Annotated in this window: 11 protein-coding genes; 4 read left to right on the top strand and 7 right to left on the bottom strand. The window is 59.3% G+C overall.

Annotated features, from left to right (window positions below; translation table 11 throughout):
• Both QM649_RS19320 and QM649_RS19315 read right to left on the bottom strand, forming a co-directional pair.
• Positions 1–1,821: carboxypeptidase regulatory-like domain-containing protein (locus tag QM649_RS19320; protein ID WP_415200717.1), on the bottom strand; the 1,821-nt coding region annotated here is incomplete at its 3' end.
• 274 nt (positions 1,822–2,095) lie between these two features.
• Entirely contained in the window at positions 2,096–3,136 is a 1,041-nt protein-coding gene (locus tag QM649_RS19315; protein WP_415200716.1) for a LacI family DNA-binding transcriptional regulator, read from the bottom strand.
• Between the two features lie 328 nt (positions 3,137–3,464).
• Here QM649_RS19315 and QM649_RS19310 point away from each other — a divergent pair, with 328 nt between their 5' ends.
• From QM649_RS19310 to QM649_RS19300, 3 genes are all read left to right on the top strand, one after another.
• Positions 3,465–4,460 carry a GRP family sugar transporter gene (locus tag QM649_RS19310; protein WP_415200715.1) on the top strand — a complete coding sequence of 332 codons (996 nt, stop codon included), beginning with the start codon at positions 3,465–3,467 and terminating at the stop codon, positions 4,458–4,460.
• Between the two features lie 19 nt (positions 4,461–4,479).
• Positions 4,480–5,403, top strand: a complete 924-nt coding sequence (gene rbsK / locus QM649_RS19305) for a ribokinase (protein WP_415200714.1) — start codon at positions 4,480–4,482, stop codon at positions 5,401–5,403.
• Between the two features lie 82 nt (positions 5,404–5,485).
• Entirely contained in the window at positions 5,486–7,666 is a 2,181-nt protein-coding gene (locus tag QM649_RS19300) for a formylglycine-generating enzyme family protein (RefSeq protein ID WP_415200713.1), read from the top strand.
• A 129-nt stretch (positions 7,667–7,795) separates the two neighbouring features.
• On the opposite strand, the gene QM649_RS19295 is transcribed toward QM649_RS19300, so the two are convergent.
• The 5 genes from QM649_RS19295 to QM649_RS19275 form a co-directional block, all read right to left on the bottom strand.
• Entirely contained in the window at positions 7,796–8,263 is a 468-nt protein-coding gene (locus tag QM649_RS19295) for a carboxymuconolactone decarboxylase family protein (protein ID WP_415200712.1), read from the bottom strand.
• Complete coding sequence (sigJ, locus tag QM649_RS19290; protein ID WP_415200711.1) at positions 8,241–9,146, bottom strand: RNA polymerase sigma factor SigJ; 906 nt, start codon at positions 9,144–9,146, stop codon at positions 8,241–8,243. The genes QM649_RS19295 and sigJ overlap by 23 nt, the downstream gene beginning before the upstream one ends.
• Positions 9,147–9,380: 234 nt before the next feature.
• Positions 9,381–9,857 (bottom strand): DUF6644 family protein, encoded by a 477-nt coding sequence (locus QM649_RS19285; protein WP_415200710.1) that lies wholly within the window; start codon positions 9,855–9,857, stop codon positions 9,381–9,383.
• A gap of 17 nt (positions 9,858–9,874) precedes the next feature.
• Complete coding sequence (locus QM649_RS19280; protein ID WP_415200709.1) at positions 9,875–10,372, bottom strand: DUF6644 family protein; 498 nt, start codon at positions 10,370–10,372, stop codon at positions 9,875–9,877.
• A 47-nt stretch (positions 10,373–10,419) separates the two neighbouring features.
• On the bottom strand, positions 10,420–10,875 hold the full coding sequence (locus tag QM649_RS19275; protein WP_415200708.1) for a DUF6152 family protein: 456 nt from the start codon (positions 10,873–10,875) through the stop codon (positions 10,420–10,422).
• Positions 10,876–11,637: 762 nt separating this feature from the next.
• On the opposite strand from QM649_RS19275, the gene QM649_RS19270 reads away from it, so the two are divergent.
• Complete coding sequence (locus QM649_RS19270; protein ID WP_415200707.1) at positions 11,638–12,339, top strand: hypothetical protein; 702 nt, start codon at positions 11,638–11,640, stop codon at positions 12,337–12,339.
• The last annotated feature ends 64 nt before the right edge of the window (positions 12,340–12,403 follow it).

The following is a 12,403-nucleotide window of genomic DNA, read 5'->3' as shown; positions in this document are numbered from 1 at the left end:
TGTGCCGAGATGGCCGAAGTAGTCGTATCGCAGGCCCACATTCACTGTCAGCTTCTTGTTCACCTTCCAGTCATCCTGCACGTACGGAGCGGTCTGCAGCATCAGCACGCGGGAGTAGAGGCTCTGCGCGGTCCCGCCTTTCTGCACATCCACAATAGGGCCGCTCTGGTAGTCAGGACGATCGGTGGCGAAATCGACGATGTTGGCAAAATAAAAGGTAGGCCTGTCGAGGCCAGCCGTGAAGTTATCGAGGTCCTGCTGGCGGTCGACATCGATGCCGACGTGAATGGTGTGAGCGCCCTGCACATACGTGAGCACATCATGCCAGTTCCAGTTGTTGTGCACCCAGCCTGATGGTCCCCACGAAGAGAAGCCGCCGCCGAGGCCGCCCGGATAAGCATTCGGCAGCGAAGGCAGATCGTCCGGAGCCGCGGGCTGATCTCCATCAGCACGCACATACGACATGCTTGCCTCATTGAGCAGGCGTGGCGAGAAGGCATGCACGTAGTCGATCTTGTGGTACCACGTTGCATTCGGGCTCACATAGGCGTCGTTCGGGCGAGGATTCGCAACCCCGCCCTGAGTCGTGTTGCGAAAGAGGCTGTAGAAGAGCTTGTCGTTACCGGCGTTGAAGTTGTGATCGATGCGCGCGTGCCCTTGAAACCCATTGTTGATGGGCGACTGGTTGATAGACACATTGCCGATCGCTACAAGGTCGCCAGGAACGTTGGCCGGGATGGGATAGGGGCTTTCGAGCGACTGTTCGATCTGTGCCACCGTCTGAAATCCACTGGTCGGTGTGCCGCCGGAGGGAGCTCCCTTGAAGAACGCAGAGGCAAGTGAGTTGGGGAAGTTGGACGTAACGAAGTTCACGAAGTCCGATGTTTCCATTGTCTGCGTCAACGTCACGCCCTGGTTGCTTTTGCTCCAGAAGAGCGAGCCGAAGAAGAAAGTGTGGTCCTTGATGATGGGACCGCCGACGGAACCTCCGAAGTCGTTGCGCAGATAACGCGGCACCACATTCTGAAACTCCGTGCGCGCAGTGAGCGCCGATCCCGTGTAGAACTCCGAAAGCGTGCCGTGAAACTTGTTCGTGCCCGGCTTGGTGAAGACTTCGATGAGCGCTCCGCTCTGGCGGCCTTTGTCTGCGGAGAACACATCAGTGCTTACCTTCATCTGCGCGACACTGTCCGGCTCCGGTGTGAGATTGGTGATGCCGTCGCGCGAGTTGCCATTCACGCTGGTTCCATCCACTTGGTATTCGTTGTCTTCCTGGCGCTGTCCGGCGGCGATAATTTGGAAGCCCGGCTCCGCATTGAAGCTGTTTGTTCCCTGTGAGCCGGAGCTGCTCGCGCCGCCGAAGGATCCACCAAGCCCGGTGACGCCGGGTGCGAGCGTGGCGACGCTGGCATAGAGATTCTCGCCAACGAGCGGAGCATTGTTCACGGTCTGCTGCTCGAGTGTGCGGCTGATGGTGCCGCTGGTCGTCTCAACGGAGGAGGATGTGGCCGTCACCTCAACAGTGGATTGCGTTGCGCCGACGGTGAGCTTTGGATAGACGGTGCGAATATCCGTGCCTTCGATGTCGATATCGCGCTGCTCCCAGGTGGTGAAGCCTGAGACCGTGACGGAAAGAGTGTAGCGGCCGGGCGGCAGGTGCAGAATCTGAACAAAGCCCTGTGGATTCGAGGTCGCGGTCTGCGTGACCTGGGTGTCCTGGTTTGTGAGCTTGACCGTCGCAGAGGCGATCACGGCCCCCGTAGAGTCGACGACTGTGCCCTCGATTCCGCTGCTGTATTGAGCGAAGGAAGGTCTTGCCATCGCGAGTATCGCGACGGCAAGGCAAAGGAGTACAGACCTCAAGCGTGGCGTGTAAGTCTTCGGCATAAAATGCCTCTCTCCCGGTAAAAGTGCAGGTAAGCTTTTCCATCGAGCCGATAACTTCCGGTCCGCTTTGAAAGCTTTCAATAAATTCGGCGAGAAGCGTAGTGTCGGCCCGCGATTCTTGTCAACTGGATTTTGAGAAATTGATGGAAGGCGCTATTCCCCCGGTGATTTGCAAATAGATAGGGGAACAGCTGTGCGGGAGAATGGGCTAACGTGCCGGGCGGCGACCGTTGGATGAGCCAGCAGGAGGTGGCGCGACAGATTCACGAATCTTGAGAGCGGTCTCGATCACAACGTGCTTTGCCGGCCCTGCATCGCCGCGCACACGGTCGATCAGGATGCGGGCTGCAGCGTTGCCCATCTGATACCCGGGCTGCGAGACCGAAGACAAGGATGGGCTGCACATTTCGGCCATGTCGAGATTGTCGAACCCAATCAGGGAAATGTCTTCCGGGCAACGCAGACCGGCCTCCCGAAAGGCCAGGATCGCACCGAAAGCAATCATGTCGTTGCCGGCGAAGATCGCCGTAGGCCGTGGAATCATGCGAAGCAGTAAGAGTGTCTTTGCATGGCCGCCCTGCTGGTCGAAGCTGGTCTCCTGAATATATTCAGGCCCAATCGAAATCTTCTTCTCATGGAGCGCCCGCTTGAATCCCTTTAAGCGTTGCTGCGCATTCGTCAGGTGACGAGGGCCGGTGATAATGGCTAGGTGGCGATGGCCCTGGCGCAGGAGATAGTTGGTTGCGTCGTAGGCGCCGTGCTCATTGTCAGCTGTCACGGTGTCGCCGTTCCAATCCTTGGGTAGGCGATCGACGCAAACCACAGCCGCGCCGGAGCGGCGATAGGATTCGGCCTGTGTCGTGAGGTCGCTGAAATTCGAAGGAATCACGATCAAGCCTGAAGGCAGATAGGTGCGCAGCTCGTTGAGATGGGCGATCTCCTTCGAGTGATCGTTATCGGTGTTGCAGAGCACAAGGCGATATCCGTGCTCGAAGGCGACATCCTCGGCACCTCGCACCACGGCAGGGAAAAAGGGGTTGGTGACATCGGGGATGATCATCCCGATCATGTTGGTCTTGTCGCGGCGCAGTCCGCGTGCAAGCTGGCTCGGTTGATATCCCAGAGCGTCAACCGCTTCCATCACCCGCTTGCGGAGCGGTTCTCGTACTGCGGCGGAGCCATTGAGGACATGGGAGACGGTGCCGAGCGAGACGCCGGCGATCTTCGCAATCTCCTTCATGTTGGCCATGCTTTGCGCGCTCCTGTGGAAGTACGACAGACGCCAGGCGGGAGCGCACAGAAGCCGCGATCCTGCAGAGGTCTGTATCAAAGACATATCACATGCGCGCCGCAGGTCTGCAGCGTGCTGCAAGCAGAGCCAGGTATGCTCCGGAAGGAAAAGAGAAACTATTCCTTGACAGCGTGCGGGGAGCATCCCTATGCTTCGACAGCGCTGATTTGAAAGCTTTCAGGTTGGTGGAGATGTGTAGCCGGAAATGCAGGAGTAGACCGATCTGCGCGGCGGGATGAAGATGGCGGAACGAGATGGCCGCACACGAAAAACCATGAGGTGAAGCTTGTTCCAGCCGCAGACCTACTCCGTTGCTCTCGCGTTCATCGTCATCACCATGCTCTGCTGGGGATCCTGGGCGAACACGCTCAAGCTCTGCCAGGGATATCGCTTCCAGCTCTTCTACTGGGACTACGTCATCGGCCTTCTGGTGGGCTCGCTCCTGTGGGGCGTGACGCTGGGAAGCATGGGGACTTCAGGACGGCCGTTCTTCTTAGACATTGCGCACGCGACAGCTCCTCACATCTTTTATGCGATCGCCGGGGGCGCTGTCTTCAACGTCGCCAATCTGTTGCTGGTGGCAGCGATCGACATCGCGGGCCTGGCAGTCGCATTTCCCGTCGGGATCGGCCTGGCGCTGATCGTCGGCGCTATCAGCAGTTACATCCTTTCTCCGGCCGGGAATCCTCTCCTGCTGTTCGGCGGCATTGCTCTGGTGACGGTCGCGATTCTCTTTGATGCAGTTGCCTATCGCCTGCGCGAGACGGCGCAACGTGCCTTGAGTACACGCGGTGTGGTGATCAGCCTCGTTGCCGGCCTGCTGATGGGCACGTTCTATCCGATTGTGTCGAAGGGGATGAGCGGTATCGATGCGCCCGGACCCTATGCCGTTACGTTCTTCTTTTCGATCGGCGTCGTGCTCTGTGCCATCCCATTCAATTATCTGCTCATGCGCAAGCCGCTTGATGGCAGCGCGCCCGTCGCATTGCAGGGGCTATGGCAGGCCAGGGGCTCGTGGCATCTGTGGGGCGTGCTCGGTGGCGTCATTTGGTGCACAGGCGCGGTGTTGAACTTCGTCGCATCGCGCGCGCATATCGTTGGACCTGCGGTTTCTTATTCCATCGGGCAGGGAGCCACCATGGTTTCCGCAGCGTGGGGCGTCTTCATCTGGCGGGAGTTCACCGCTGCGCCTGCGCGTTCAAGGCAGTTTTTGTTATGGATGTTTGTTTTCTTCCTGTGCGGGCTGGGCGCGATTGCGCTGGCTCCAATCGTTGGGCATTAGAGAAGTAGAAGGAGAAGCTATGGGGACTGGGCAAAAGCCAGTCGTGGTGGTGGGCAGTATCAATATCGACCTGGTAGCCAATACATCTCGTATTCCGGTGGAAGGCGAGACCGTGGAGGGATCGGATTTTCAGATTCATCCCGGAGGTAAGGGCGCGAACCAGGCCGTCGCCGTCGCCCGGCTCGGCTACCCGGTGGCGCTGGTGGGTAGAACGGGAGATGACGCCTTCGGTCGCGAGTTGCGAGACCATCTGACAGGCGCAGGCGTGGATATCTCCGCCGTGGCGACATCGGCTGGCACGTCGGGTGTAGCGGTGATCGTAGTAGCCGAGACAGGCGAGAATTCGATCGTGATCACCCCAGGCGCGAATGCGCATGTCTCGCCGAACGATATCGATGCGAACACCGCACTGATTCGCTCCGCGGGTGTGGTGCTAACGCAGCTTGAGATTCCAATTGAGACGGTGTTGCATCTGGCGCAGCTCTGCGCCAGAGAGAACGTACCGTTGGTGCTCGACCCGGCTCCTGCAAGGGACCTGCCGCAGGAGCTGTTCAGCCTGGTGGAGTGGTTTACACCCAACGAAACCGAGGCGGCATTTTTTCTCAATGGCGCGGGTGCGGGCGAACCTTCGGCGGCTGCGCGCGTGCTTATGGAGAAGGGCGCAAGGGGCGTGCTGCTGAAACTCGGATCGCGCGGTGTCTATCTGGCAACGCAGAACGGAGTGGCGGAAGAGGTGCCGTCTTTCAAAGTGAATGCGGTCGACACCACGGCGGCAGGCGACGCCTTCAACGGCGCCTTTGCTGCCGCACTCATGATGAATCGCAGCGCTGAAAACAGCGCACGCTTCGCTGCCGCCGCTGCCGCTATTTCGGTGACGCGTGCCGGCGCACAGCCCTCGATGCCGTCGATCGCGGAGGTTGAGCAGTTGCTGGGCAGCGCGTAGCGAAGGGTTGCGGGCGGCGTTCGAATTCAGGTAGCTCGCGCAGAGAATAACGTCTTTGAGGGCCGGAGATAGGGGAGTGAGCATGACCAGTATCCAGTTGAGAATGCGCGCAGCTGCGGCCTTCGGGGCTGCGTTGCTGCTCGCGGGAGTTGCGCAGGCGCAGGACTTCCGCTACATGCCGCGTGAACAACAGATTCCGCCACCGGCGTGCCTGACCATGCACATGCCCTGGGAAGGTGGCGATGCGCCGTGCAGCGAGAGCACGCATCAGGAATGGCTGAAGTCTGTGACCTCATGGCGCGAAGAGCGCAAGATTCGCGTGGGGTACGATGGCTCGCGTTATGCCATGCCCGAGCTCAAGTGGGCGCAGTCAGCCTTCATCCAGCCGCAGATGATGGTGCATGACCGCTATTTCTACGATCCTGTCGCCGGAAGATACACAGTCGATCGTTATCTCGATGACCTTGAAAAGCGCTACGGCGGTATCGATGCCGTGTTGATCTGGGCGACATATCCGAACATGGGGATCGATGACCGAAACCAGCAGGACATGGTGCGTTCGATGCCGGGCGGTGTGGCCGGCGTACGGCAGATGGTCGAAGACTTTCATCGGCGCGGGGTCAAGGTGCTCTTCCCGATGATGATGTGGGATCAGGGCACGCGCGATCCGGGAAAACCCTGGCCCGAGGCAACGGCCGAGTTCATGAAAGAAATCGATGCGGACGGCGTAAATGGAGATACGCAGGATGGTGTGCCGCTGGCCTTTTCGCTGGCCGCAGACAAAGCCGGACACCCGCTTGCATTCGAGCCGGAGAACGGACCTTCCGATGAGGCGCTGGCGTGGAATGTGCTCACCTGGGGCCAGTACAAGTTCCAGTTTGCGCCGACAGTCGACCAATATCGCTGGATTGAGCCGAGGCATCAGGTCAATATCCAGGGACGCTGGAATCGCGATAAGACCGACGATCTGCAATATGCATTCTTCAACGGCGAAGGCTGGGAGAGCTGGGAGAATGTGTGGGGTATCTGGAATGGAATAACGCCGCGCGATGGCGAAGCGACGCGGCGAGTGGCCACGATGGAGCGAGCGGTGGCGCCGTTCTTTGCAAGCACCGGCTGGGAGCCCTTCTACCCGACGCACGTCTACGGCATCTTTGCCAGCCGTTGGCCACTCGAAAACAAAACAATCTGGACGATCGTGAACCGCAACGAATACGACGTGAGCGGACGGCAGATGAGTGTGCCATACGAACAAGGCATGCGCTACTTCGATCTTTATCATGGCGCGGAATTGAAAGCCGTGCATGAGGGCAATGAGACAGTGCTATCGTTCCCGATCGAGGCGCACGGCTTTGGCATGGTGCTGGCAACGGCCGATGAGCCTGATGCGGCGACAGGAAAACTGATGGAGAAGATGAAGGCGATAACCACGCAGCCGCTCTCGTCTTACTCGCACGAATGGAAAGCCGTACCGCAACAGATGGTCGAAATAGCATCGACCAAACGCGCCGGGAGCACTCCGGAAGGCATGGTGAAGATCGATGGGGGCGAATATGTGTTTCGCGTGAAGGGAATTGAAGTCGAGGGCTCGGACGACATCGGTGTGGATGTGCAGTATCCCTGGGAGAATTCCGCACGGCGCTTTCACGAAGAGCGCATGACGATCAAGCCGTTCTACATCGACAAATACCCTGTAACGAACACGCAGTTTAAGAAGTTCCTCGACGCAACGCACTACCATCCGAAGGACGATCTGAATTTTCTGAAGGACTGGAAGGACGGCAGTTATCCGCAGGGTTGGGATAACAAGCCGGTGACATGGGTTTCGATCGAAGATGCACGCGCCTATGCGAACTGGGCGGGTAAGCGGCTTCCACACGAGTGGGAGTGGCAGTATGCGGCGCAAGGAACGGATGGCCGTGTTTATCCGTGGGGGAATCATTGGGAAGCAGATGCGGTGCCCGCAGCGGATCCGGGACGCACGATGCGAGGCCCGGACAGTGTCGATGCGCATCCTAAAGGCGCAAGCCCCTCTGGCGTGATGGATCTGGTAGGCAACGTGTGGCAATGGACGGATGAATATGTGGACGAGCACACCCGCGGCGGCATCCTGCGCGGCGGGAGCTACTATCAGCCGCAGGGCTCGATCTGGTATTTTCCACAAGCCTACCGAAACGACACGCACGGCAAGCTGCTGATGATGGCGCCGAGCTACGACCGCTCCGGCGCACTTGGCTTTCGCTGCGCGGTGGACGCAGAATAAGGCCGGGATCGGAAGAACAAATGAAGATAACGCCGGGAGCGCACGACGACCACAAGCTTTCAATCCATATAAATCCTTAACAAGAGGAAGCCCCGTGAGGGGCTCCGAAGATTTTTTGGTGACTGCCACTTAGTGAGCGGATGAAGGCTGGTAGGAGCCTGGCTCCATGCGGAAGCCTATGGCAATGCGGTTCCATGCGTTGATGGTGGTGATGGCGATAGTCAGGTTGGTGAGGTCCTTCTCGTTGAAATGCTGCTTCACCTCTTCGAAGGCTGCGTCCGGGGCATGGCCCTGCTGGATGTTGGTAAGGGTCTCGGTCCAGGCGAGTGCGGCACGCTCCTGTTCGGTGTAGAAGGGCGTTTCGCGCCAGGCGCTCAGGCCGTAGAGGCGCTGCTCGGTTTCACCGTGAGCGCGGGCGTCCTTGGTGTGCATGTCGATACAGAAGGCGCAGCCGTTCAGCTGAGAGGCGCGGGTTTTGACGAGTTCGAGGAGCGTGGTGTCGAGGCCGCTGTTGCGGATGACGCGCTCAAGGCCATACATCGCCTGGACGGCTTCGGGTGAAGCCTTGGCGTAATCAAGACGGGATGCGGGGATCATGGAAGTTCCTTTCTTCGGGTAAATGGCGCAGTTTTTCCGGGTTGACGACGATGTAGACGGCCCGAACGCGGCCCTCCGCGGTGTCGATGACGAGCGCGCTTTCCACCTCTCCTTTGCGGAAGCCGAGCAAGCCGCACTGGGCGTTGATCTCAGTGGCATAGCGATTGAGGCCGTCGCTGGTTTTACGGGCGACACCGATGAGGAAGCGCGCCGCGCGCTCGGGGCCGCGGATAGGATTGATGGCGGCGCGGCGCAGGCCGCCTCCGTCGGAGTAGACGATAACCTGTTCGTCGAGCAAGGTCATGAGAGAGGCGAGATCGCCGCCCTGCATGGCATGGGAGAGGGCGTCAGAAAGCTGCTTTGCCGCGGCGGGGCGCGCCTCGTATTTCGGGCGCCGCTCGGACTTCCGATCCCGGAGAGCGCGTTTCGCGCGGCTGAGAAGCTGGCGGCATGCCGTCTCGGTCTTGCCCACGAGCAGGGCCGTCTCGGCATGTGAATAATCGAAGATCTCGTGCAGAAGAAAGACGGCGCGCTCGACAGGGCTGAGGCTTTCAAGCAGCACGAGAAAGGCCATGGTGAGCGACTCGGAGAGTTCGGCTGAGTCGCGCTGCTCTGCGGTGACCATCGGCTCAGGAAGCCACGGGCCGACGTATTCTTCCCGGCGCACGCGCGCGGATTCGAGGTGTTGGATGGCCAGGCGCGTGATGACAGTAGTGAGGAAAGCGCGCGGAACGCGGATCTCCTCCTGCCCGGCGCGCTGCCAGCGGAGCCAGGTCTCCTGCACGAGATCTTCGGCATCGGCGGCGGAGCCGGTCATGCGGTAAGCCAGTGCGAAAAGATACTGGCGGTGCTCGGTAAACGTGTTGGCGGTCAGTGCGTCCATCTGCACACTATGATCGGACAGCCCGGCAAAACGTGACAGCCTGACCACTGCCGCGGACAGACGGACCTCTGGCTATTTCGGGTGGAGCAGATCGCCGTTAGGCTTTACTCCTGGCACTCGCTTGTTTGGGGTTGAGCCTGAAAGGTGGGGAAAATCTGCTGTGAATCGAAAGCCCAGACAGTTGGATAGGCGGAAACTATTACTTCCTATGCGGACTCGGGCGGCGGAATCGATTCACAGCAGACCGATCACGCGTCCTGCGATGCCGACCCCTAGCCAAAGGCTCATGGATATCAGCGCCGCAACGCGTTCCGAGAAACGAGTCACACGGATGCGTGCGCGCCGCACCGCCCAGCGATGCGCGGTGAAGTAAAAGATCACGGATGCCACGAGGAGTGCCATCTTCCAGCGAAATGCCGGGCTGAAATAGCACTTCATCGCTTCTTCGGAGAGCAGTCCTATTCCGGACAGAATCATTACCGTGAGGCTGATGAGCAGAATCCGCCCCAGTTGGCGGCCGACCATCTCTGCGGACTGATCCTTGAGGATGAAGCCCATCAGGCGAAGGTCGGTGAGCAGGACCGAGCCTCCAAGAGCTGCGAGGGCCAGCAGGTGCACCATCTCCACAATGGCGAATGCCCATTGGCTGGTCTGCATGTAACGTCCCAGCGCTGAGTGGGCAAGAAAGTAAAAGTAGTCCTGCGGATGCACGAGCAATCCTTTCTGCGCTAAAAGTACGCGATCGCACGGCCAGCGATGATGATGCCGCTCCACAGGAGCAGGGAAACAAGCGCAGCCGTGCGGGCGCGCCATGGCGAGCGATGCTGAAACTCCCATTCGGAGACGCGACGATAAATGGAGCTATGGAAGATCAGAGGATTGAGTCCGACAAGCAGCAGCAGGATCACCTTGATGCGAAAGGCCGGGTTAGTGTAGTTCTTGGCCGCTTCGGCCCAAAAGAGCAGGAATCCGCTGACAACGCTGATCGCAAATCCACTCCAGGTGAGAGGAAAGACCGAGCGCGCCAGTTTCGTTACAGGCACTTCGCGAAGCACCGCGCCAAGCATGCGCAGGTCAAGCACAGAGATCGAGCCGACGAGCAGTGTGATGGACAGCACGTGCACAGATTCAATGATGGAGAAGGCGTAGTCCGACTCACGGATCGCAGTCCCGAACGACGAGTCATAGAGCAACTGGCAAAGGTGCTGCAGGAGAGGAACGATCATCCATGGCTTTCCGGATGGCGCCTCGCGACGCCATCCGCGGTGATTGATTAACTCTTCTTGGTGGTGCCGGGCAGATTGCCCTGATCTGTGCCGTTATCGCCAGGGCCACCATCGCCAGGGCTTCCTCCATAAACACTGCGCCCATCGGGCAGTGTCACGCGCCGGGCATCGATGAGGTGAGAGCCGTCCTTGGCGCGATAGCCGTCAACAACCACGGTGTCGCCGATCTTGAGATCGCCCTTCTTCCATCCGCGCCGGCTCAGTGCTCCCGGGCCTGCGCCCTCGCAGCCCCAGTTGGTGACTTTGCCTTGAGCATCCGCAACGTCCACGTAAAAGTAAGAATGCGGATTGGTCCACTCCACACGGGTGATCTTTCCAACCAGGCGCGTCGGTTTGGAGCCATCGAACTCTGCGGCAAAAGAATGGTGTGCGAAGGCTGATGGGACGGCCAGCCACGCTGAAGCCGTGACCACAAGCGAAGCGGCGAGCAATCTTGCTTTCATGTGTGGAGATACCTTTCAGACAAATTTGAATACCGCTCGGAAAACGAAAGGCCCGCTTCTTGAGAAGCGAGCCCTGAACCTGCATGAGGCCGGAAGAGAGACGATTCCTCAGATGAGGAGATGACCCGTCATGTCCCGGTTCTGCGCGCAGTTCGCTGACTCGCATGGATGAGAGGCGTCGCTGCAACAACAGTATGTCCGGGAAGCCATAAGCATAGACGCACTCTAGGCAATGCAAAGGAATAAGTCAAGACTTGCTGCTTGACTCAGGCCCGGCCTTCAGGTTAAGTTCGGTGCCATGCCAAGACATGCAGGAACCCCAAGCTCCCGGCATTGTTGTCGCTCGGCCGTCTGCGCCTGAGCGCCGTTGTGGCGCCTCGTCACAAATACTGGCAATCACTCCATTCACTTGTTAACCATCATGGCTTAGGCATGCATCTCTGCATGCGCCTGTGTCTCGATACCGCATCGGCCGGAATGCTGATCGAATCGCCGAACGAATCACGGATAGCTGTTTCAGATAGAAAGGATCTTTGTTTGAGTCCGTCCTCCCGTTCCTCTCTTACAGGCATCGCATGTCTCGCACTGGCGCTGTTTGCGCAGTCGGCTAGCGCGCAGGCGCCCGCTTCCAGCACCCAGGCGACGGAGAAAGCGTCTGACTCCAGCGGTCGTGCAAACAGTCCTTTCTCCCGCAGCGAGGCAGACTTGCCCAAAGGGCCTGCACCGCGATCCGGCTCTCACCCGGACCTTTCCGGATACTGGGTGCCCTCTCATGCGCCGACAGACAAGCCTGTCGGCAATCTCGGCAAAGATTATCCCGGTTACAAGCTGCCCTTTACTCCAGCGGGTGAGGCTGCGCACAAGTACAACGTGGAACACACAGTAGATCCGGAGGCCCTGTGCATCGTGGGCGGCCTGCCCCGGCACAACGCCAGCGGCCTGCCTTTCCAGCTGCTTCAGGGGCAGGATCACACCGTATTTCTTTACTGGTACACCACCTACCGCCTCGTTCCTTTCGATGGCCGTAAGCATTCCGATGATCCCGATCCCTCTTTCTTCGGCGAAGAGATTGGCTCGTGGGACGGCGACACCTTTGTGATCGACTCGATCGGCTTCAAGGATCAGCGCACATGGGCGGATGAGAATGCGGATCCGCACAGCGACCAGCAGCATGTGGTGGAGCGGTGGACTCGTCCCGACGCCGGGCACCTGCATGTTGAGATGACAGTGACCGATCCGAAGTTCTACACGGCTCCGATCCATTATCAGCGGACGTGGCTGCTGGGTAAGCCCGAGGACGAGGTCAAAGAGTATTCCTGCGCCGAGGACAACGTGGACGCTCCGCATCTCGGTCCCGGACCTGGTGTGATTGGGCCCGATGGACAGCGAGGCTTCGAAAAATTGGCGCCGCTGCCGCCTCCGCCATCGAAGGATCATCCTCCGGTCACCTCAATCCCCGACTGACAGGGGTAGGGAAGCCTACTCCTGTTGAATGACGATTGATTTCACAAGATAAGGATTCTGTTCA

Origin of the sequence: Silvibacterium sp. (assembly GCF_047605705.1) — a bacterium.
Taxonomy (GTDB): Bacteria; Acidobacteriota; Terriglobia; order Terriglobales; family Acidobacteriaceae; genus Silvibacterium.
Note: the sequence above shows the minus strand (reverse complement) of the source record. Positions and strands in the feature narration are given on the sequence as shown.

Coding starts and splice junctions, on each gene's coding strand:
- QM649_RS19315 (WP_415200716.1), bottom strand. CDS start 3,136: ATGGCCAACATGAAGGAGATTGCGAAGATCGCCGGCGTCTCGCTCGGC.
- rbsK (WP_415200714.1), top strand. CDS start 4,480: ATGGGGACTGGGCAAAAGCCAGTCGTGGTGGTGGGCAGTATCAATATC.
- QM649_RS19300 (WP_415200713.1), top strand. CDS start 5,486: ATGACCAGTATCCAGTTGAGAATGCGCGCAGCTGCGGCCTTCGGGGCT.
- QM649_RS19295 (WP_415200712.1), bottom strand. CDS start 8,263: ATGATCCCCGCATCCCGTCTTGATTACGCCAAGGCTTCACCCGAAGCC.
- sigJ (WP_415200711.1), bottom strand. CDS start 9,146: ATGGACGCACTGACCGCCAACACGTTTACCGAGCACCGCCAGTATCTT.
- QM649_RS19280 (WP_415200709.1), bottom strand. CDS start 10,372: ATGATCGTTCCTCTCCTGCAGCACCTTTGCCAGTTGCTCTATGACTCG.
- QM649_RS19275 (WP_415200708.1), bottom strand. CDS start 10,875: ATGAAAGCAAGATTGCTCGCCGCTTCGCTTGTGGTCACGGCTTCAGCG.